This is a genomic window from Chitinophaga sp., assembly GCF_039596135.1.
Taxonomy (GTDB): Bacteria; Bacteroidota; Bacteroidia; order Chitinophagales; family Chitinophagaceae; genus Chitinophaga.
The window spans coordinates 50040-72105 of record NZ_JBCNKH010000018.1; the positions used below are offsets into that span (position 1 = coordinate 50040).

Sequence of the window (22066 nt, forward strand, 5' to 3'; positions counted from 1 at the left end):
TCTATTACTTTGCTACTCTCTCAATGCTACATCAGTTCTCGTTTCAGCAATTTTGATTTGGCTACCGGCAGTAAAAATAGAGAAGTTTTTCACAATCCAAAACTGATAAGCCGGGTTTTAAATTGTGTTAACAATGTTTAAAATTCATTAACAATTAAATGCTTAGCAATGAAGTAAGGTATTTTTATAATACATACATCAACGTTAGGAACCGTGTTTTAATATTTTTGTAGTGACGAGCAATTGGCCGGTATGGCGCATGGTATGTTCTGCGGCGTGAAATAATAAACCGCCGAGTGTAGTGGGAATTTGTTTTCTGCCGATGCCGCGGGGTACCCCCAGGGCATATTCTTCAGTAGCTTGTAGTTTGGCAATACTGATGGTGATTTGCGCGTCGAGGGCAGCGAGTAATGAATGTATAGTGATGTCGGGCTGCTTTTTGCCTTCGGCTGCAAGGGCGGCAAGTTGTGCTTCGGAGAGGGATTTGGATTCGGCATAGGTGAAGAGGCGGTCCAATACCCCTTTGATATGCTGGAGGTGAAAAGCGACGGAGGCGCAGTCGAATGGAGTGTCCCAGAGTTTGGATGCAGGGAAGTCTTTGAGATTAGCATGGATCTCTTCCTGGGCCTGCAGGAGGGCGTGGGCAATGGGTTGGAGCAGGGTGGGGACGCCGGCAATGGGGCCACGCATCCAGACTTCTAATTGCTGACTCATATAATGATTCGTTTACTAAAACAAACTTAGCCGATTTTGATGATTTTGCCTCCGGCAAAATCATCAAAATCAGGCAAAACTTCAGGGGCAGTTATAATTTTATCACCACATGCTTAATATTCTTCCTATCATACGTATAACTAATATGTATCTCCCCATTCTTCCCCTCTATCACCGCCGGATAACTAAACTCCCCTTTCTCATGCTTCTCCAGCTCATACACATCTTCCCAATGCTCCCCATCCTTTGACACTCCTACCCGCAACTCGTTCCTCCCATCAGACCAATCCTTTCCACTCACCGCCGGGTTATAAATCAACACATGTACCCCACTCTTTGTCGTCACCGCATCAATCCCACTATTCGGATTCAACATATCCTGTTTCCTCAACTTTGACCAGGTCAACCCATTATCTGCTGACCAACTCTCCACAATCGCATTCTGCCTGCTCCTGCACAGCATTTGCAGCTTATTTCCGGGATGAAAAAGAATCGTAGGCTGAATCACCCCAAACGTATCACAATCTATATTTACCCGCTTCCAGTGCTTTCCATACACATCAGAAAACTCCACATGCACATTCCACACCTTCTCATCCAGGCTCTCTGTACTGGACGGATGCAACAATAACCCGTTAGATAACAACACCGGTTTATTCCTGATGGGGCCTAAAATACTATCCGGCAGTGGTACTGCCTTAGACCAGGTCTTCCCATTATTCTTAGAAGTCTTCATCAATCCCCACCATTCCCGTGGATTAGGTCCTACTTTATAAAACAACAGCAGCTCCCCTTTCTTATTCGTATACAGCACCGGGTTCCAGGCTGCAAACCGGGTAGAATCATTCACTACCCCATCAGCTACTACCAGGGGTGCCGACCATTTTCCTTTAGAATATATAGCAGTATAAATACATACATCCCTGGCACTCTCCCGGCTCCCGCCAAACCACGACATCATCAGCCTGCCATCTGCCAGCTCCGTCATGGTAGACGCATGTGCTGCAGGCACCGGCGGCTTATCCATTACCATTTCTTCTCGTACCAGTGTAGCCTTACGCTGTGCCATTACAGGCAGTAGCCCACATAATAATAAACATGACAATACTCCTTTCTTCATATCACAAATTTAAAACAGGAAGGCCACAAAGATAAAAATCCTTGTGGCCTTCCACCATCTAAATTATAAGTGTGGTTATTAGTTTACATCCCAGAAGATTTTTGTGGTCCTGGTATCATTTGCCTGCACGGCTGAATAGCTTGTGTTATAAGCCTTTTCACTGGCAGGATAAGTGAACCTGGTTGGAGGCGTTGGATACAGGGAAGAAGAAGACTGCCAAACGGTGATCTGTGGATACTTCGTTCTGCGGTATTCAGCCCATGCCTGTCCACACTGTGTAAATCCAAATGCCAGCCATTTTTGTGTCCAGATCTTACCCAGTTTCTCCTGCGTAGTACCGGTATAAGCAACCGCTGCTTTAGCCAAAAAAGCATCTACATCAGTAGTAGATGGCTGAGTGACAGCTTCATACTGTGTAGTATTGGTAGAGTGCAGGTAATAAGAGAACGCAATAGCCTGGCGTACTGCCAGTTCATAACTCGCAGCCGCAGTACCACCGGATAAACCCCAACGTTCAAAAGCTTCTGCTTTCAGGAAGTTCGTCTCCGCAGCACTCATCATGACACCTGGCAGGTGAGAGTTGAAACGGTAAGTGGTAGAGTCAATGGTAGAGAAGTAGTTAATACTATCACTCTGCATGGCAGATGTCCATTGCTGTGACATTGCCCTGTAAGTAGCATTCGGCGTAAATACGTTATTCAAAGTAACACCCCATTTATCAAACATCAGCGGAATACGCGGGTCATTCACCGGCAGCATTACGGTATTCAACATATAATCCGGCGCCGCCTGTGAATTGATTTCCGTAAAGGCACTATTCAGGGTATTGGTATAGTTTGTCAACTGGAATATCAGTACGTCTGTATTGTAAGGGCTATAGTTATCACCTACACCATCCCCATCTACCAGTGGGTATTGCAGTGGGTTAGACAGCATTTCCTGGATCTCGGTCTTTGCTCTTGCCTCATCATAATAAGACTGGCGCATGAGGTAACGCAGACGCAGGGAGTTAGTATAACGACGCCATTTAGTCAGGCTACCATGGTTCACAAAATCCTGGTTAGCAAAAGCGGAGGAGGCTACTGTATTCAGGGTAGCAGCCGCAAACCAGTCAGCCATTGATTTCAGCTGAGTTAATACGGTATCGTATACCTCACTCTGTGAATCAAATTTGGGATTGGAGATCGTAGCAGTGGCATCCAGGCTACCGGCTTCGGAGTAAGGAATATCACCAAACATATCTACCATCTGCGCAGCCTGATCCAGCAACAGTACCCTGCCCGCCATCATGAATACTTCCATGTTCGGACGCTCATCGATAGGCAGTTCCTTGTACAACCGCTGCATGGTACGGTATTGTGCCAGCGGACCACTACCACTACCCGCATCATTTGCATTATTACTCTGGTTATTCGGTGTGTAGAAATCATTCCAGCGATCCTCTATATAGTCATCGATCTGGGAATAAGTCGTCAACTCGTTCAGATAAGCGACCATCTGACAATACTTCCCCATCTGGTTGAACTGTAAAGTACGGAGGTCCCAGTACATAGGGCGCACACGGTTATTATCCATCATAGAGGAAAATAACTTCTCAATAGTCGGATCGGTCGTCTTATCAGGATTTGTATAATATTCTTCAAGCTGTTTCTTACAGCCGGTCATCGCAATGGCCAGTGTAAAAACGCAACCTATATGTAACAAAATTTTTTTCATGATCATGTCTGTTTGTTAGGTCTTCAGAATAGTTAGAAGCTTGCATTTAAACTAAAACCAATACTGCGGGTAGCACCGGTAGAACCTTCATCAACACCCTGGTTTAACCAGCTTTGACCTACAGGAGCTTCAGGGTCAATGTTCTTCAGAGTTCTGTAGAAGTAAAACAGGTTTCTACCGATCAATGATAAACGAATGTTCTGCATGTGCAATTTCTGGGCAGTACCTTTTGACAGGTTGTAGCTCAGTACGGCCTCTCTGAATTTGATATAACTGTTCTTGATTACCGCAGGACCATTATAACCGTTGGAAGAAGCGTCGAATACAGTCAGGTAGTAGTTAGCTGCTTCTACGATTTTATCATTGTCAGTACCGTCAGATTCCTTCTTACCAGGTAGAATAATACCGTCGTGATAAGCTTTACCATATGGAGAAGGCGTAGTGTGGCTAGCCAGTCTGGTAGCTACACCCTGTTCGTTTACATAGTAAGGAAGACCACCGTTTGCTTCGTCCCTGTATTTCATGGTAGACTTGAACATACCAGCGTTGGTACCATATTTCTGTGGCATAGACATGATCTCACCACCAAAGCGGTAGTCGATGGTGATATCCAGGGTCAGCGCTTTGTAGCTGAAGGTATTGGACCATCCACCTACTACTTTAGGCAGAATGTTACCAACCTTCTCATATTTTGACTTGTCTACATAGTAGAAACCACTGGAGTTTACCAACATGTTACCATTAGCATCTTTCGCGTAAGGATACATATAGATATTACCGATCGTCTGTCCTTTCTCTGCTACGATTTCCACAGAGTTTGCATCACCACCTCTGAACACGATCTGGTTTACACCATCAGCCAGGCTTACCACCTTAGAGTTGTTGAACGCAAAGTTGAGACGGGTATTCCAGTTTGTTTTTGGACGTTTCAGCGGGTTAGCGTTGAAAGCGATTTCAAGACCCTTACTGTTCAGCTGACCTACGTTCGTGATACGTGTCAGCGCACCGTTGGATACCGGTGTGGACAAACGCATCAGCAGGTCTTTTACATTACTGTTATAAACAGAGATGTCTACCCCAATCCTGTTCTGCAGCATTTTGGTTTCGATACCAAATTCCATTTCAGTTTTCTTCTCAGACTTCAGGTCAGAGTTACCATATGCATTTTGTGCAGTCAGTACAGGTACAGAACCGGTAGTCGTAGAGATCGGTTTCTGTGTATAAACGACGTTTGATTCATATGGCGGAGGCGCGTTACCCACCATACCATAAGATGCACGCACCTTACCATAGCTTAACCATTTTGGCATTTCAAACGCATCTGTAAAGATGAAGGAAGAGTTCACAGAAGGATAGAAATAATGGTTGTTCGCAATAGGCAATGTAGAAGAATACTCCTGGCGGGCAGTAGCCTCTAAGAACACATAGTTTCTGTAGCTTAAGTTCATAATACCCAGGTAAGCGTATTTCAACAGTTTGCTACGTACTTCTGAAGTTGTCTGGGCATTGTAAGAGTTGTTCAGGGAGAACCAGTTAGCAGTTACCAGACCACCGCTTGTAGAGGAAGTCTGATCTGTGAAACTCTCCTGGCGGCTCTGGAAACCACCACTGATGCTATAACCAAATACTTTTGTCTGGTCATTTGCATAGGTAGCTAACAGGTCGGTATATACGATCGCATAGCGGTTTTTGGTTACACCATATGAACCGGTACTACTGGTTGTATTGAACGCGATTGGATATTCGTTATAGCTCTTCGCTTCCGTATTGATGCTGGTAAAGTCATTACCTACCCTGGTACGGAGTTTCAGACCTTTTGCCAGGTCGATATTCAATGTTACACTGGACAATAAACGATCCTGGTTCTCCACTTCATTGTTGCGCAGCTGGTACCACAGGAAGTTCAGCAGTTCAGGACGAATGTTGTACGCCAGGGCTTCATCCGGGTTCAGCTGGGTATTATCATAAGGTACCCATTTGTAACCTTTGGAAGTTTTGTACTTGTCAAATACAACAGCCATATCTTCAGCACGGCTGAAGAAACCATCGAATGAATTAAAGAGACGGTTCATCAGGCGGGCCCTGTTTGTCACAGTTGTATTTACATAACCACCTACCACATCTAAGCTTACCTTACTGTGCAACTTGATCGTACTATTCAGGTTGAAGGTATTTTTACCCTGCAGGGTACCTATCTGGATACCTTTGTAATCACCGCGTGTATAAGAGAAACGATAGTTTGCTTTTTCGTTCATATTCGAAAGGGATACATTCAAATTTGAATTGTATCCCTTCTGAAACATTTGTTTATAGTTATTTGGCTGGGGAGAATAGGGGTGCATAGAGCCATCCCACCATGGTACCATCTCACCTGTCATTTTTGGACCAAACTGACCATACGCTCTGAAGAAGGGTCGGACGGTTCCATCAGTACCCACAGGTACCCAACCTTCTTCGGTCGCACCCAATGCAACGTTGCTCGCCCTGTCGTAACCAGGACCGTAAGTGTTCTGGTACTGAGGACCGTTTGCAATCGACTCTCTCGTCGCATTGTAGTTGACATCTACACCAAGACCTCTGCCTTTCTGGCCTTTCTTGGTAGTGATTACAACCACACCACTCGCCGCATCAGAACCATACAAGGCTGTCGCACTCGCGCCTTTCAATACGGTCAGGTTTTCGATGTCAGTAGGGTTAATATCCAGGATACCGTTACCACGGATACGTGGGTCGTCCCAATAACCGGTAGAGTTACCACCTGCACCACCGCTTTCGTTATTATTCCTGATCTGCACACCATCTACCACATACAGCGGCTGGGTGCTATAGTTCAGGGAGTTTACACCACGAATCTGAATGTTAACGGCACTGGTAGCACCACCTGGCGCTGTGGTGATTTTCACACCTGCCGCCTTACCATATAAGGCGGAAGCGAAGTTGGTGTTACCAGCTGCGTTGATTTGCTCTGAAGTAATGGTAGAAACTGAGTAACCGAGGGCTTTTTCTTCCCTCTTGATACCCAGCGCCGTTACTACGAACTCGTTGATCATCTTATCTGCAGGCTGCAAAGTGATAGTCAGCGCAGTTTTTCCGTTCACAGGAATTTCCTGTGTTTTAAAACCTACGTAAGATACCACCAGGATTGCATCGTCAGGTACACTTAAAGTAAAACCACCATTTTCATCTGTAGCTACCCCATCCGAAGTTCCTTTGATTTTCACTGAAGCACCAATCAAAGCCTCACCTGTCTGATCCAGTACCTTACCGGTGATTTTCACAGTAGTGATTCTCTCACCCATAGGCACAATCACAATCAGGTTATTAGCCAGCTCCTGGTAGGTATAACCTGAGTTGTCCAGGATCATATCCATCACAGTGTTGATTTGTGCATCTTTCACATTAATATCCACTTTGCTTTTGTTAGGGATATTTCTGTTGCTGAACATAAAGCGATAATCGCTCTGGTGTTCGATAATAGAAAGCACCTCCTTAAATTCAACAGAGCGGAGGTTCAGTGTAATCGTTTTTGAGGAAAGAACATTTGCAACCACATGCAGATTCAGAAAAAGGATGAACCCTAACGTTAGTTGTAAAATCAGCAATGGCCTTAAAAGCCCGTAAGGGATCTTGACGCCCCTGGGGCGTACATAAAAACTCATAACTTAGATGTTAAAGGTGATAAAAGTGTTAAAACGACAGTACTCGTGCGAAAAGGCCTGCTGTTTTATTGGAATAAGTCATCTTTCAGCGGGGGTTATTTAAATGATCCCCGCATTTATTCAGTAGTAATCGCTTTCTTTTCCCATAGACAAAATTTTAGTTGTTTTTACTTTGCTTCTGGTGAAATGAAAGGGCGATTCCATAGGTATTACACATCATAGGCATCGGCATAGGGTCCTCATCTCACCTTTCACTACTTATGAAAGGAATTTCTTGATTTACCTGGTTCTTCTTTAATATATTACGATCGTTGAATCCTCAATCTTATAGTTGAAGTTCTCTGTCAGGTGCAATGCATTCAGTGCTTCTGCAATTGTCTCCCCTTCTAAAACACCTGTAAACCGCAACTGTCTGTAACCAACCCGGTTAAAGTGGATACTGATATTATACCAGCGTTCCATTCTCTTGGCCAGCGTTCCAAAATCTTCGTCCTGAAATACCAGTTTGTTTTGTAACCAGCTGGTTTCCATCACTACCGATGAATCTTTCTTGTCATTCAGATAGGTCATGGATGTTACACTTGGTACAGCTGGCACTAAATCTCTTATGCTGACAGCTTTTCTCTTTGTAGAGTCAAAGTTGTTCAGCACCAGTTTCTGAGAAGGCTTCAATATTATTTTCTCAGATGGATTGTCGGTCACGGTCACCTCTATCGCCCCTTTAATCAGCGTAGCTTCAGAAGAAGCTTCGTCTGGATAAGATTTTACGTTGAAAGCAGTACCCAGTACCTTGATATCCATTTTGGAAGTATGGATGATAAAAGGTTTTTGTGGATCTGCATGTACATCAAAAAATGCCTCCCCCGTCAGGTATACTTCCCTGTTTTTAGTTGCAAAGTCTTCTCTATATTCTAGTTTACTGTCCGCATTGAGTGTTACTCTTGTACCATCCTCCATTATAAAAGTGGATTTCTGCCCCTTGGCAGTCACTTTTTGCATCATAGTGCCGCGCTCATATATATAATAAAATGCGCCCGCAGTAATGAGGAGTGCCAGTGATGCTGCCGCTGCTACCCAGCGCATACGGCCTGTATTACGTACAGGCTTCATCAGCGGCGCCATGACCGGCGTACCTGCTTCTTTTTCCAACTCATTGATCCTGGTCTGCACATTTTCAAAAAGCCTGCGCCCATCTATATAATCAGTCTGATTCTGAGCCCAGTAGGTACGGAACATGTCATACTGCCTTGCTGAGACAGTATCCTCACGCATAATATGTTGTAGTTCCTGGCCTTCTTGAGGTGTGATGTCACCAACCAGGTCCTTTATAACCATTTCAAAAAAACGATCGCTCATTGTCCGTTGGAATAACCCTTTGTATATAGGACAATTTTTTAATGGTAATATGCGTACAAGCTTTAAAAAAAATTTTAACATATAATTCCAAGTCCTAATTACCCATAAATATGAATAAAACTAATATAGTACTGATGAGATTGTCTGTCGCCTGTCGGTTTACCTTCTTCAAATACGGATCCATCGCCTTACTCATCTTCTTCATAGCCCGGAGCATCTGCGTGTGAACAGTACGATGCGAAATATTGAGAATCTCCGCTACCTCCTTGTATTTCATACCGTTTTCCTTGATGAGCCGGAATATGATACCACATTGACGTGGCAGTGTACCAATCGCCTGATCCATTTTGAAAATCAGTTCTTTCTTCTCCAGCTCCAACTCCGGCGAGGCCTCTGTGATCAGTACCCCACCCCCATCATGGTCCTCAATATTGACAACCTGGATACTGGAAAAACGTTTATTATAGTTCAGGGCCTGGTTTTTTACAGCAATAAAAAGGTACGTTTCGGGCTTTTCTACCACCTGCATCTGCGCTCTGTCCATCCAGCATTTCACAAATACATCCGAAACTATCTCTTCAGCAACTTGCTGATAATGAACGTACAGCGTGCAAAATTTAATGAGTCGTGGGTTTAATTCATGGAATAAAACCTCAAATGACCGGGCATCACTCCCCTTCGTGAAGCGCTCCCATAGATCATTTATATTAACCTCTTTTTGCATTCTAACTTTTCATTATATTTCGGACAGCAATGTAGTAAAAGTATATGGCAAATAAAAATAATAAATCTTTCTGAATTAATTATTTATAATATATATTATTACCGATACATTAATATTTACAGGCATCAGATTTAGCCAAAAAAAGAAGGGGGAAGTAGTCCTTGTCAGACTACTTCCCCCTTCTATATCAAGGAGTTATATTTTTCCTATTGCTGCTCCATCGTCATAATGTCACGATCGAACAAATAAAGACCACTTTTGTCATCTCCAATCAGCTCCAGCTTATCATTACACTCGCGGGCCAGTCTTTCCTCTTCGATCTGCTCGTTTACATACCACTGCAAAAAGTTGTGCGTAGCGTAATCTTTCTCCTGCAATGCAATGTCTACCAGCTCGTTAATACCTTCACTTACCTTCACCTCATGGGCAAACAGCTCCTCGAATGCCTTTTTCAGGGATGGAAAGGTGAGAACTGGCTGACCTAATGCCGGTACGATGGCAAAACCTCCGCGCTCGTTTATATAATGGATCAGTTTCAGCATGTGCATCCTTTCCTCGTCACTGTGCTTAAAGAAGAATTTTGTAACTCCTTTCAGACCCGGCTGAATGTCTGCCCAGCTACCCATTGCGAGGTAAGCCTGCGATGACTGCGCCTCCATTAAAACCTGCTTATTCAGCGCTTCTTGCATTCTTTGAGACAACATAATATTCGCTTTTTGGTGATAATTAATTGATTATCTGGGTAAAAAATCTTCTCTCATGGGATTGAAGACGTCAATGAGTACACCCTCCGCTTTACAAACTACACCGTGGATAGCCTGGGAAGGCACCGAAAACACATCCCCTGTTCGCAATACTTTTTTGTGGCCGGCAATCTCCACCTCAAACGATCCGCTTTCTATATACGATAGCTGTAAATGTCGGTGCGCGTGTAAGGTACCTACTGCACCGGTTTCGAAAGCCACTTTTACGATCATCAGCTGGTCATTGTATGCCATCACTTTTCTCTTTACCCCGGGGTCCGTTGGCTCCCATGCAATATCAGCATCTAATTTATAAAAAACAGACAAGTCCGTCATTTGTTGATAATTAATGAATTCAAATATAATTATTTCAGGAGCATTCCAAAGGCCTTCCCTTTACTACTCGATTTTACCGCCGGCGATAACAATTGATACAACGAATCCGCTTTGGTATCAGGTACTCCATTCGCATACCACTGCAAGGCGACTACACTGATAATGGAATTGGGATGCGCAGCTGCATAACTGAGGTATACCTGCTTTTCATCATTCCGGGTAATCGTGTATTCATCCGCGATCGATGACTGAAATACAGGCAGGTGCCGGGCTTCCAGCGGAGCTGAGGTATATTCGCGGTAAATGTTCTTTTGCTTGTCCCGGATGGGTTTGAGCCTGGCCTTTAGTTCCTGGTATGCCTGGTTCACAGCACCAGCTGTAAAAGTAGCTGTCACGAGGGAATCCTTCCCAATCAATTCCATCGTATCCTTTTCTATGTAAAAAAGAATAGCATCCAGGGGCAGCGCACTAATATTCTGCGGGGTTCTCAAAATCATCAGCGCATCGGAGACATCATTGATCGTTCCTTTGAATTCAAATTTTCCATCCTGCAAATGTGTGCTGTCACTGATTTCCTTTCCATTAGAAAGATAGGACAGCAACAGTTGACAATCGGAACCGAGATGGCCAATCTGTCCCCTCAGGACAAACGGGGTTTGCTGGGCGGCTACCGTGAGGGGAAACAGTAGCACAAAGAGTAGTAGCTTCATTGCGTGGCAAGGGTTAATAATTCCTAATATAGGCAAAATTCAGTTACATTCCTGCCCCCACAAAAAAGCCACTTCTGCCGAATTCAATTACATCCCCGCCCGCCGCAGGCGCCCAAACAAAAGAACCACTTCTGCCGAAGGCAGAAATGGTTCTTTTGTGAGTATCTAAAAATTATTACTTAATCCCCAACTCTTTTTGAATCGCCTCCAATGACTTCCCCTTTGTCTCAGGCATCATCTTCAAAATAAACAACAACTGCAACAACATCATCCCACTATAAAACACAAATGAATAAAAACCACCCCGCTCACTCCCCTCCACAATAATCGGGAACGTCCAGGAAATAATCGCCGCCATAATCCAATGTGTAAAACTCCCCAATGATCCTCCCTGTGATCGCACAGAATTCGGAAAAATCTCCGAAATAAACACCCATATCACCGCCCCCTGGGAGAATGCAAAGAACGCAATGAACCCAATCAGGTAAATCAACACATTACTGTTCGCAGCATGCACATCCCTGAAAGCATAAGCTGTTAAACCCAGGAAAACAATCATACCCACTGAACCAATTAACATCAGCGTCTTACGACCAAATTTGTCAATCACCGTCATCGCCAGCATAGTAAATAAAAGGTTCGCCGCACCAATGTACACAGGTTGCAGGTAAGCCTTACTCTCATCAAATCCCGCCATTTCAAAAATGCGGGGTGCATAATACAAAATCGCATTAATACCTGACAACTGGTTGAACATCGCCAGCAATACCGCATACATCACAGGTTTCATATACCTGCCCTGGAACAGTTTTTCCTGGTGCGCCTGTACTGATTCTTTGATAGCCTGAATAGCACCATTCACATCAGTTTCCAGCAAACGGTTCATAACAGGAATCGCCTCTGCCTCCCGGTTATTGAGAATCAGCCAGCGTGGACTCTCAGGTATAGCGCGGAGCAATATCCAGAAGAGCGCAGAAGGAATCACCATAATGCCCAGCATCCAGCGCCATGCATGATCTCCCAGACCTACAAAGAGAAAATTAGTAAGATAAGCAATGAAGATACCAGCCACTATGTTCAGCTGGAACATGCCTGCCAGCCTGCCTCTGAGATGTGCAGGCGCTATTTCGGAAATGTACATAGGCCCTACTACTGAAGAGGCGCCCACTGCAAACCCACTGGTAAAGCGGAAGAATACAAACAGGAACCATGCAGATACAGAAGCACAGCCAATAGACGAGATCACGAAAATAACGGCAATGGTGAGCAGAACTTTTTTACGGCCGTAAATGCGGGCAGGAGCACCTACCAGCAACGAACCCAGGACAGTACCAATCAGGCTGGCGGCCACCGTAAAGCCATGCCAGAAAGAATCGAGTGCCCATAATTGTTGGATGGTTTTTTCCGCGCCTGATATAACGGCTGTTTCAAAGCCGAAAAGAAAGCCGCCAAGGGCAGCGATCAGGGCGATACGTACAGGATAAGAAAGCATATTGACTGAGTAACGTGGTTAAAAAAATAAATATAATATGCTTTTTTCGTAAAGAGAAATCCCAAACATCTTCACTGAGCGCAAAAATGTTTGGGATTTCAGATTATGACCTGCGGCCGGCCTTTATTTGGACAATGTGTCAAATTCTTCATTTGTCAATTCCACCTCTGCAGCTTGCAGGTTTTCTTCCAGATGCGCCACTGACTTCGTTCCCGGAATCAACAGGATATTATCAGCTCTCTTCAGTAACCATGCCAGTGCAATCTGTGCCGTCGTTGCCTGATGCTTATCAGCTATCGCCTTGATCTTGTCCGCCATTTTCTGCGGACCAGATGCCAGCGGGTACCAGGGTATAAATGCCAGGTTTTGCCCCGTAGTATAGTCCAGCACATCTTCCCACTTCCTTTCCCCCAGGTTATACAGGTTCTGCACTGATACAATCGGCAAAATCTGCTGCACCTGTTTGATCTGATCTACTGTTACCTCTGATAAACCCACATAGCGGATCTTTCCTGCCTTTACCGCCTCTATCACCGGCTTTAACGTCTCCTCCACCGGCGTATTCGGATCTATACGGTGCAACTGCCACAAATCAATCGTATCTACTTTCAGTCTTTTAAGACTCCCTTCAATATTCTCACGAATAAAATCAGGCTTCCCATTTGGCACCCAATTATCAGGTCCCGGGCGCACAAAACCACCCTTGGTTGCAATAACCAGGTCTGATTTATAAGGATGCAATGCTTCTGCTATCAGTGTTTCATTCGTTTTCGGACCATATGCCTCGGCAGTGTCAATGAAATTCACACCACCTGCTACAGCAGCCTGCAATACTTTCTTTGCATTCTCACGGTCATCCACATCGCCAAATACCCCCTTGCCGGTAAGCTGCATGGCCCCATACCCAAGACGGTTTATTTCCAGTGTTCCTCCAAGTTTAAATGTTGTTGCCATTTTGCGTGCTTTTAATTTGGGTTAATTATTCACCATCTATACATGCCTCAGTACAAAATAAAAGCAAAATAGGATGCACTCTTTTCGAATGCATCCTATTTTTTAAGATAGTTTGAAATAGATAATTAATGAAGTAGCCTGCTGAACTCCTTTTCACTTACCGTAAAAATAGTCCCATGCCTGATCCCCTTCGGTAAACTGATTTTATCAGAAATATCCTTCCACTCCTTTCCATCTGCAGAGCTGATCGCACCATACTTATGCTCCGTATACTTATCAAAATAGATCAGCCAGGTATTCCCTATCTTCACAGTCGTAGGTCCCTCGGCCCAGTACTTACCGGTGATGGAAGGCCCGGCTTTTGTATACGGTCCTGTCAGCTTACTGCTGTATGCCAGCCGAAGGTATTTTGCAGGTGGTTCAATGGTTTCATCCTTCATCACCATCATGTACCTGGCACCATCTTTTACGATCGTCGCATCAATTACATTGAAACCAGGGTTGTATAAAAGTTTCGTCTCAGAATACGTTTTAAAATCCTTCGTCGTCACATAATACATCCGGTGATTATACCCGGCCTCCTTGCTGGCCGCTGTTTCTTTAAACTGGCCTGAGATCGTCGTCGCCCAGTATATCATATACGTCTTTGATGGCGCATCGTACGTAATCTCTGGCGCCCAGCAGTTCCGCGCACTATCTTCCTTCGCCATCACAGGAATAAATGCCTGTTCAGACCAGTGAACCAGGTCCTTTGACGATGCATACCCAATACCTTTGTCGTTCCAGCTCACCGTCCACACCATGTGAAATAATCCATCTCCGCCCCTGATGATACAGGGATCACGCATCAGTTTATCTTTGCTCACTGTTGGTGTTAAAAAAGAAGAATCGCCCTTTAATGCCGACCAGTTATACCCATCTTTGCTGTAAGCAAGATGTAACCCATCTTCCCCGTTTCCCTTGAAATATGCGAACAGGTATACGTTTTGAGACATGCCGGCAACAGCCAGGAACATGCAAAGGCATGATAGTAATGTACGTTTGACCATAAATAGAAAAATAAACAATTAATTTGTGAGTACATACGCTTTGCCCTTCTGCGTTGGCAAATCATATAGTTGAGTAGCGGCAACCTGCATTGGTGCTACCTTTGATGCATCTTTCACAATCGGTTGTGCAATCTCCACTACCTCGTAAAAAGGATTCGGGTTATCCCCATTCGCTGCCACCAGCCCCTTTCCCTTCAGGGTATTCGGTACACGAAGCCGGCAATTACCACCTAATGTGGAAAGGATCTTCAGCTTCACAACTTTTCCATCTTTCCATTCCAATGCAGTAATGGTAAATCCACCTCTCGCCCGCAATCCATTCACATGTCCCTGCTTCCACTCCGCCGGCAATGCAGGCAATAACTGTATCGCCCCATCATGGCTCTGCATCAGCATTTCGGTAATGCCAGATGTGCAACCAAAATTGCCGTCAATCTGAAAAGGTGCATGCGCGTCAAACAGGTTGGTATACGTACCACCACCGTGTTCGCCCACTGGCGACAACTGGTTACTGATCAGTTTCAGTGCATGCTCACCATTCTGTAATCTCGCCCACCAGTTTACTTTCCAGCCCATGCTCCAGCCTGTGGATACGTCTCCCCTTTGCAGCAGGGTAGTATTGGCTGCACTATACAATTCCGGATGCCTGTAAGGAGAAATCTGTGCAGCAGGAAACAACCCATATAAATGAGAAATATGCCTGTGATGATCTTCCGGATCATCCAGGTCTTCCATCCATTCCTGCAACTGGCCATACTGCCCCACCTGCATAGGTGGCAGCTTGTCCCTGATTACCTTCAATGTATCGGTAAAAGCAGCATCAACTTTCAGTATATTCGCAGCACGAATGGCAGCGCTCAATGCATCAAATACAATCTGGTTATCCATTGTACAACCTGCGTCAAACGATACACCCGGCCTTATCTTCGGCGCATTCTCCGGCGAAGTACCAGGATTGATCACGAGCCAGTGATGCAGGGGATCCTCTACCAGATCGTCCACAAAAAACAATGCCGCCCCCTTAATGGCAGGATATACATCCCGCAAATAAGCGGTATCACCATTGTATAAATAACGATCCCAAAGGTGCTGGCTCAACCATGCACCACCCATACTCCACACTCCCCAGAAGATTCTGTCTACAGGTCCTGTAATCCGCCACAGATCAGTATTGTGATGAGCTACCCAACCCCGCGCACCATACATGGTGCGCGCAGTACGCTGCCCTGTCACAGACAGTTCCTTCACCATTTGAATCAATGGCGTATGCATCTCCGGCAGATTATCTTTTTCTGCCGGCCAGTAATTCATTTCAGTATTGATGTTGATCGTGTACTTGCTGTCCCATGGCGGCCGCATTTCCGCATTCCAGATGCCCTGCAGGTTAGCAGGTTGTCCACCAGGCTGTGAACAGGAAATGAGCAGATAACGTCCAAACTGGAAATACAATGCCACGAACTGCGGATCATAAGTATGCGCGAAGTTTTTCAACCGTACGTCGGTAGGCAATGCCGCTGCCGGCGATGTCCCCAGATCAATAGAAACCCTGTTAAAATAATGCTGATAAGCTGCTACATGCTCCTGCAATAACGCCTGAAATCCTTTAGTACTCGCTTGTTTCAGGTAAGCACCGGCTTTTGCTACCGCATTCCCGCCGATATCCTGGTAGTTGATGTAATTCGTCGCAACAGAGATATAGATCAACGCCGTTGTTGCACCGCTGACTGTAATCGCCGTATCATTGGCAGTGAGTTTTCCATTCGTCACAATCTTTGAGATCCCATGGAATACCACCTTTCCTTCCACACCCTCATGACTGTTGGTAATACCATGAATAGACAAGGTATCGCCCCCTGCTTTCACAGGCGCATTTGGCTGTAGCGTGGATAGGTAAGCACTGAATGACAGGCTGCCTGCTTTACTGCTGCCCAGTTGTACGACAATCGCCTGCGCAGGTACGCTGGCAAAAACTTCGCGGGTATACGTCACACCATTTACGGTATAACGCGTAGTAGCTACAGCACGGTTCAGGTCCAGCTCCCTGTAATAACCAGTAAACTGATCATGACCGGGAAAGGTTAAATTCAGGTTCCCCACTGGCTGAAACATTTGCCCGCTGCTGGTTTTGCATTGCATCTTTTCAGCAGCCAGCTCCTGTGCTTCTTTTTGTTTACCTGCAAAAATCAATCTCCTGATCTCCGGCAATGCTGCCAAAGCATCAGGGTTGTCGTTGTTGTTCGGACTGCCCGTCCATACCGTGGATTCGTTGAGCTGAATGATTTCATGAGCTGGATTGCCATAGACCATCCCACCCAGACGACCATTGCCGACAGGTAAGGCAGCTGTCCATACATTTCCGGCTGGTTGACGATACCAGAGTTTGAGACCAGGTTGCTGGGCAAAGGTTTGTAAGGCGAACAGACTGCTGATTAGCAGAAATAGTTTTTTCATAACGCATGGATATGCGTATAAAAATAACCTATATTGTCAAAATGACAACATAAAAAGGATGAACGTCATCTATATCAAAAAGCCGCCTTCATTTTTCGCACGAAATAAAGACAGACATTTATCTACTTAGACAATTCATCTACTAATACCACATCCCAGGGCGCCAGGTTTTTCTCTATATACAACACACCGGTTGCACTGGATAAAACCTGTTCTTCATTCACCCCATTGGCCACCTGTTTCATCACTTCTACCTGGTCTTTGTTCAGCGGCTCTGGACTTCCAGCTTTTGTCCACTGGAAAATCGCATTGCCATCTGCTTTTGACAAAGTATCCACGTTGAAACGGGCGTCAGGATGTATATTTTGAATTTTGAATGAATATAATTTTGTATCTCCCTTTGACATGAGTGCAGTCACTGCTGCCCTGTCTCCACCAGATACACCGGTTGTCACTGTAGCAGGGATATTGTAAAGAAGGGCGGTGATTTTCTTTGAATCTTTATGACGCGTCACTACGATGCCGTCTTTATTATATAACAACTCTTCACCCAGCGCATTCAGCATACGATATGCATGAAATGCCGGTTTGGGAATACCATTGGCATTCATCAATCCCTGGCCACCGTGAAAAGTATCTTTGAGTTCTTCAGGTCCATCTATAAAAGAACTATAGAACACACCATTCACCAATCCTGCAGCATCCACATTCTCTTTCACGATGAAAGCCGCTGCAGGCAAATCGTCACGTACGGCATCAGAAGCTACCGGGCTGGTACTCCACCTGCTTACATACACCTCTGCCTGTGGAAAATTCCTGCTCACCGTATTGCGCAATGCTGTCAGATCCTTTAAAAGAGAGCCCAGTTCACGGGGCTTGCCCGCACTGTCTGCAGGATAAGGATGCGCTGTTACAAAATCAACTGCCAGCTGCTCCTGTTTGCAATAGCCCAGGAACTCATCCAGCCATGCTCCCTGCGTATCGCCCGAAAGGCCGCTGGTAGCTGGTCCTCCCACTTTAACCTTTGGCGCCACCGCCTTCATGGCAGTGACGGTTGTTTTGTATAAAGTAAAATATTGTGATTTGGTACCATCCCAGAAAGCACGCAGATCTGGTTCATTCCAGGCTTCGAAGTACCATTTGTTTACTTCATCTTCAGTATACTTACCCACAATGTGTTTGGTAAACTCTGTCACCAGCTCACCCCATTTTGTGAAGTCAGTAGGTGGCACTACCCTGGCTTTCCAGCTAAACTGGGTAGCTTCGCTGCCCGCGATATCTTTTGGAAAGAAGCTGAATGCAATGAATGGTTTTACTCCTGCCTTGAGCGTTTTATCCAGCAGGTCGTCTACAAGTGTCCAGTTATATTGTCCGCCATTATACACCCCCATGTCGTCATGAAAGATGCCCACAAAACGGGCATACTTAAAGCCACAGTTCTTAGCTGCCACCGTCAGTTGCTCCTGCCATACAGGCCTGGAGGCGTCATTGGCCCTGCCGGCGCCGACCCCTTTGTTCCAATGTGGTTCAAAGAATTTTCCGGGATTCTTAGCATCAATAATAAATGGAGGTTGTTCTTCCCATAAAGCCATGCTTTTCACTGTTCCGGGCATGATTGCACTGCCTGCCACAGTGATCAATGCCTGCTTCAAAAAGTTTCTTCTTTCCATACGAATAGGGTTCTTTAGTGCTTTGGTCCCCCTGGTCTGTGGCCTTAGTTTTTCATAGGAATGCCAGTTGGCGGCCGGGGTTCCAGATCTTTATTACTAATGTATAACTATACAAAAGACAATATGATATTAAATATACAGCTTTTTATTTATCGCGCAAGGGGCTGTACAAAATATTGGTTACTACTGTAATATGATAAATTATATTATTAACTTATGACACGTTTGGGCACGGAATGGTTAAAATAATATTATTAAAAATAAGGGTAGGCATTTACTAATTCAAGTACCTTCCCTTTTAAAGCAGGGTCCCCTGCCAGGATATGATGCAGTTCTGTATCATTATCAATATTAACACCTACCAGCAAACCTTCCCCATGTCCCGGATATCCACAGTCATAGACCTTACCCTCACTTTTCAATTGTGTATAATATTCCCATTGTGCCGCAAGATAAATTGCGCGTGTTGCAGATAGCCATTGCTCCCCTTTTTCAAAAAAAAGCAGTACACGATGCGGCTGACTAAAATCCATAAAAACTTACTTTTGTGCAAAGTTCAGCATTGGGACCCGCCCTCTGTTAACGCAATCAGTACTTTCTATAACGTAATCAGTACTATTTATGGGCTTATTTTCTTCGCATAACCAACTTTTTGTAACCTCTTCCCAAACCTGTACGGAAGCTCAGAACGGATTTGACATGTCTTTCAATGAATTGCGTATGGACAATGCCAAACTGGCCTGGGGCTCCTTCTTATCAAAAGAGGAAAGAAAAGTCAATATGGAAGTGACTTCTGCCAGGGTGGAAATGCACTACAACTTTAAAGGTTGCTCCAGCATTATCTGCGAAGACAACGGCGCCAACCTCAGAATGGACGAAAACCAACACAGTCTCTTCTACCAGGAAAACCTGAAAGGACAGTATACCATGTTCGCCGGTATGGAAACATCCTTCTTTGAAGTAGAAGTAGATGTACCTGTATTTGCCGCACTGATTTCAGAAGAAAGCCCTTTTCTGCACCAGTTTTACAACCAGATGCTGACCCAGCAGCACCACTGGCCCGGCTATAGCCTGGAAATTAATGGTAAAATGCACCAGATCATTCACGACATCACCTACACCACTTACACCGGGCAAATGAAAAGATTGTTCCTCGAAGCCAAGATGGTAGAACTCTTTCTGCTGCAGGCCAGTGTATTCGATGCACAGCTGCTGGCCCCCGCTACCGATCTTCGTGCACAGGATGTAGAAAAGTTGTATGCCGCCCGTGAATACCTGGATACCCATTATCACGACACCTGCTCCATCCTCTCCCTCTCCCTCATATCGGGACTGAACCAGAAAAAACTAAAACAGGGATTCAAGTCTATCTTCGGCCATACCGTCTTTGGTTACCTGAGTCATGTACGAATGGAAAAAGCCAGACAACTCCTGCTGGACGAGAAAAAGACCGTAGGCGAAGTGGCAGAACTGGTGGGTTACCAATATCCACAACATTTTACTGCCGCCTTCCGCAAAAAGTATGGCATATTGCCAGGGAGCCTGAAAAATTAATATCATGGTGTAGTTTTTGCCACATGTATTCGCATGAAAATTTTCTGGCAATATATGCGCCCTCATCGCTGGATGATCGTGCTTTCGCTGGTGCTCGCAGGCATCGCCCAGGTGGCCACCATGTTTGACCCCATTATCTTTGGTAAAATCATCGACAATTATGCATTGCACCCCGGCGACAAAACGGAATCCGTTTTAGTCAGAGGTGTCCTGTTCTGGTTAATCATCGCTATTTCTGTAGCCATGGTTGCCAGGTTAGCCCGCTCCCTGCAGGACTTTGTCATGCGCCTCATTGTACAGCGCTTCGGTATGCAGATCTTCAACGATGGCCTGAAACAAACACTACGCCTCTCTTTCCAGGAATTTGAAGAACAACGGAGCGGCGAAACAGTGGTATTGTTACAAAAAGTAAGAAACGATACAGAACGTTTTTTCAACGCATTTATCAACATCCTCTTTTCATCGCTGGTAGGCGTAGGTGTGCTGACATGGTATGCCCTGCATAAAAACTGGATGCTGGTACCCGTGTTTTTCGTAGGGGTAGCTGTGTTAGGTACGCTGACAAGTATGCTGAGCAGAAAGATGAAGAAAATTCAGCGCAGTATTAACAAAGAAACCCTCAAACTATCCGGTTCCATCACCGAATCATTGCGCAATATAGAGCTCGTAAAAAGCCTTGGACTCACCTTTCCGGAAATCAGGAGATTGAGAACCTTTACTAAAAACATCTTCGACCTGGAAATGAAAAAAGTAAAACAGGTCAGAACTCTTTCCTTCCTGCAAGGCACTACACTCAACCTCCTGCGCCAATCTATACTTTTCATCCTGCTCTGGCTGATCTTTCACAAAGTGCTCAGCACTGGTGAACTGATTGCCATGCAGTTTATATCCACCACCATTTTCGGCCCCCTGCAGGAACTGGGAAATATTATTCTCTTTTACAGGGAGGCCGAAGGATCCTTACAGTTATTTGATCAGCTGATGCAGAAACCTGTGGAAGATAAGCCCGAAACACCGGTCACATTGGGTCCACTGGAAAATATCCGCTTTGATCACATAGTATTCCGCCACCAGACGGCAGAACAGAATGCGCTGGACGATATCAGTTTTCAAGCCCGGCTGGGGGAAACCATTGCCTTTGTGGGTCCTTCGGGATCCGGTAAGTCTACCCTCGTGAAATTATTGCTGGGACTCTATCAACCAGTCTCGGGCCATATCTATTTCAATGATGTAGCCTCCGGCGAAATACATTATAATCAGCTGCGCAGGCAGATTGGATTTGTATCGCAGGAGACCCAGTTGTTTGCCGGTACATTCAGAGACAATTTATTGTTTGTAAAACCAGATGCCACAGAACAGGAGATGATCGAAGCCCTGCACAAGGCAGCTGCAACACCATTACTCAATCGTTCTACCCAGGGCCTGAATACCTTGCTGGGAGAAGGAGGACTGAAACTCTCGGGGGGCGAAAAACAACGTATTTCTATCGCCAGGTCATTGATCCGGCATCCCCGGTTATTGATTTTCGACGAGGCTACATCAGCACTCGACTCGCTGACAGAAGAAGCCATTACTGAAACAGTCAGGTCTATATCAGCCAGCAGAGAGCAATTGAATATACTCATCGCTCACAGGTTATCCACAATTATGCACGCAGATACCATCTATGTGCTGGAGAAAGGAAAGATCGTGGAAACAGGAACACATGATCAGTTATTGACACTCAAAGGGTTGTACTATGCCATGTGGAGACAACAAATTGGGGAGCGGAGAGTGGTCAGTTGAGTGAAATACTCATAAATACTCATTATTTTTGCC

17 protein-coding genes are annotated in these 22066 nt (G+C 45.1%); 2 read left to right on the forward strand and 15 right to left on the reverse strand.

The features are described 5' to 3' along the window. Positions 1-204 precede the first annotated feature (204 nt). The 15 genes from ABDW16_RS13325 to ABDW16_RS13395 all read right to left on the reverse strand — a co-directional run bounded on the left by ABDW16_RS13325 (position 205) and on the right by ABDW16_RS13395 (position 19227). A complete protein-coding gene (locus ABDW16_RS13325) occupies positions 205-714 on the reverse strand; it encodes a DinB family protein (protein WP_343670351.1) in 510 nt (169 codons plus the stop codon). Between the two features lie 91 nt (positions 715-805). After that, positions 806-1834 carry a sialidase family protein gene (locus ABDW16_RS13330; protein WP_343670352.1) on the reverse strand — a complete coding sequence of 343 codons (1029 nt, stop codon included), beginning with the start codon at positions 1832-1834 and terminating at the stop codon, positions 806-808. A 78-nt stretch (positions 1835-1912) separates the two neighbouring features. Next, entirely contained in the window at positions 1913-3550 is a 1638-nt protein-coding gene (locus ABDW16_RS13335; RefSeq protein ID WP_343670353.1) for a SusD/RagB family nutrient-binding outer membrane lipoprotein, read from the reverse strand. Between the two features lie 32 nt (positions 3551-3582). Next, complete coding sequence (locus tag ABDW16_RS13340; protein ID WP_343670354.1) at positions 3583-7209, reverse strand: SusC/RagA family TonB-linked outer membrane protein; 3627 nt, start codon at positions 7207-7209, stop codon at positions 3583-3585. Positions 7210-7503: 294 nt separating this feature from the next. After that, complete coding sequence (locus ABDW16_RS13345; protein ID WP_343670355.1) at positions 7504-8565, reverse strand: FecR domain-containing protein; 1062 nt, start codon at positions 8563-8565, stop codon at positions 7504-7506. A gap of 94 nt (positions 8566-8659) precedes the next feature. Then, positions 8660-9289, reverse strand: coding sequence for an RNA polymerase sigma-70 factor (locus tag ABDW16_RS13350; RefSeq protein WP_343670356.1), 630 nt, complete (start codon positions 9287-9289; stop codon positions 8660-8662). A 206-nt stretch (positions 9290-9495) separates the two neighbouring features. Next, positions 9496-9993 (reverse strand): ferritin, encoded by a 498-nt coding sequence (locus tag ABDW16_RS13355; protein WP_343670357.1) that lies wholly within the window; start codon positions 9991-9993, stop codon positions 9496-9498. Between the two features lie 30 nt (positions 9994-10023). Next, positions 10024-10368 (reverse strand): cupin domain-containing protein, encoded by a 345-nt coding sequence (locus tag ABDW16_RS13360; RefSeq protein ID WP_343670358.1) that lies wholly within the window; start codon positions 10366-10368, stop codon positions 10024-10026. Positions 10369-10397: 29 nt separating this feature from the next. Continuing rightward, a complete protein-coding gene (locus ABDW16_RS13365) occupies positions 10398-11078 on the reverse strand; it encodes a DUF4369 domain-containing protein (RefSeq protein WP_343670359.1) in 681 nt (226 codons plus the stop codon). Positions 11079-11253: 175 nt separating this feature from the next. Beyond that, positions 11254-12570, reverse strand: coding sequence for a sugar porter family MFS transporter (locus tag ABDW16_RS13370; protein ID WP_343670361.1), 1317 nt, complete (start codon positions 12568-12570; stop codon positions 11254-11256). Positions 12571-12693: 123 nt separating this feature from the next. Then, entirely contained in the window at positions 12694-13524 is an 831-nt protein-coding gene (locus tag ABDW16_RS13375; RefSeq protein ID WP_343670362.1) for an aldo/keto reductase, read from the reverse strand. 125 nt (positions 13525-13649) lie between these two features. After that, positions 13650-14573, reverse strand: a complete 924-nt coding sequence (locus tag ABDW16_RS13380) for a glycoside hydrolase family 43 protein (protein WP_343670363.1) — start codon at positions 14571-14573, stop codon at positions 13650-13652. 18 nt (positions 14574-14591) lie between these two features. After that, on the reverse strand, positions 14592-17024 hold the full coding sequence (locus ABDW16_RS13385; protein ID WP_343670364.1) for a glycoside hydrolase family 95 protein: 2433 nt from the start codon (positions 17022-17024) through the stop codon (positions 14592-14594). 122 nt (positions 17025-17146) lie between these two features. After that, on the reverse strand, positions 17147-18694 hold the full coding sequence (locus tag ABDW16_RS13390) for a glycosyl hydrolase (protein WP_343670366.1): 1548 nt from the start codon (positions 18692-18694) through the stop codon (positions 17147-17149). Between the two features lie 254 nt (positions 18695-18948). After that, positions 18949-19227, reverse strand: coding sequence for a hypothetical protein (locus ABDW16_RS13395; RefSeq protein ID WP_343670367.1), 279 nt, complete (start codon positions 19225-19227; stop codon positions 18949-18951). A gap of 88 nt (positions 19228-19315) precedes the next feature. Here ABDW16_RS13395 and ABDW16_RS13400 point away from each other — a divergent pair, with 88 nt between their 5' ends. Together ABDW16_RS13400 and ABDW16_RS13405 are read left to right on the forward strand one after the other, a co-directional pair. Then, entirely contained in the window at positions 19316-20248 is a 933-nt protein-coding gene (locus ABDW16_RS13400) for an AraC family transcriptional regulator (RefSeq protein WP_343670368.1), read from the forward strand. A 33-nt stretch (positions 20249-20281) separates the two neighbouring features. Continuing rightward, entirely contained in the window at positions 20282-22033 is a 1752-nt protein-coding gene (locus ABDW16_RS13405) for an ABC transporter ATP-binding protein (RefSeq protein ID WP_343670369.1), read from the forward strand. Positions 22034-22066: the final 33 nt, after the last annotated feature.

Excerpts from the sequence above, each read along its gene's own strand:
- ABDW16_RS13390 (WP_343670366.1), bottom strand. The coding sequence starts at position 18,694 with ATGGAAAGAAGAAACTTTTTGAAGCAGGCATTGATCACTGTGGCAGGC.
- ABDW16_RS13355 (WP_343670357.1), bottom strand. The coding sequence starts at position 9,993 with ATGTTGTCTCAAAGAATGCAAGAAGCGCTGAATAAGCAGGTTTTAATG.
- ABDW16_RS13330 (WP_343670352.1), bottom strand. The coding sequence starts at position 1,834 with ATGAAGAAAGGAGTATTGTCATGTTTATTATTATGTGGGCTACTGCCT.
- ABDW16_RS13405 (WP_343670369.1), top strand. The coding sequence starts at position 20,282 with ATGAAAATTTTCTGGCAATATATGCGCCCTCATCGCTGGATGATCGTG.
- ABDW16_RS13325 (WP_343670351.1), bottom strand. The coding sequence starts at position 714 with ATGAGTCAGCAATTAGAAGTCTGGATGCGTGGCCCCATTGCCGGCGTC.
- ABDW16_RS13400 (WP_343670368.1), top strand. The coding sequence starts at position 19,316 with ATGGGCTTATTTTCTTCGCATAACCAACTTTTTGTAACCTCTTCCCAA.
- ABDW16_RS13345 (WP_343670355.1), bottom strand. The coding sequence starts at position 8,565 with ATGAGCGATCGTTTTTTTGAAATGGTTATAAAGGACCTGGTTGGTGAC.
- ABDW16_RS13385 (WP_343670364.1), bottom strand. The coding sequence starts at position 17,024 with ATGAAAAAACTATTTCTGCTAATCAGCAGTCTGTTCGCCTTACAAACC.
- ABDW16_RS13380 (WP_343670363.1), bottom strand. The coding sequence starts at position 14,573 with ATGGTCAAACGTACATTACTATCATGCCTTTGCATGTTCCTGGCTGTT.
- ABDW16_RS13340 (WP_343670354.1), bottom strand. The coding sequence starts at position 7,209 with ATGAGTTTTTATGTACGCCCCAGGGGCGTCAAGATCCCTTACGGGCTT.
- ABDW16_RS13395 (WP_343670367.1), bottom strand. The coding sequence starts at position 19,227 with ATGGATTTTAGTCAGCCGCATCGTGTACTGCTTTTTTTTGAAAAAGGG.
- ABDW16_RS13375 (WP_343670362.1), bottom strand. The coding sequence starts at position 13,524 with ATGGCAACAACATTTAAACTTGGAGGAACACTGGAAATAAACCGTCTT.
- ABDW16_RS13335 (WP_343670353.1), bottom strand. The coding sequence starts at position 3,550 with ATGAAAAAAATTTTGTTACATATAGGTTGCGTTTTTACACTGGCCATT.
- ABDW16_RS13370 (WP_343670361.1), bottom strand. The coding sequence starts at position 12,570 with ATGCTTTCTTATCCTGTACGTATCGCCCTGATCGCTGCCCTTGGCGGC.
- ABDW16_RS13365 (WP_343670359.1), bottom strand. The coding sequence starts at position 11,078 with ATGAAGCTACTACTCTTTGTGCTACTGTTTCCCCTCACGGTAGCCGCC.
- ABDW16_RS13360 (WP_343670358.1), bottom strand. The coding sequence starts at position 10,368 with ATGACGGACTTGTCTGTTTTTTATAAATTAGATGCTGATATTGCATGG.
- ABDW16_RS13350 (WP_343670356.1), bottom strand. The coding sequence starts at position 9,289 with ATGCAAAAAGAGGTTAATATAAATGATCTATGGGAGCGCTTCACGAAG.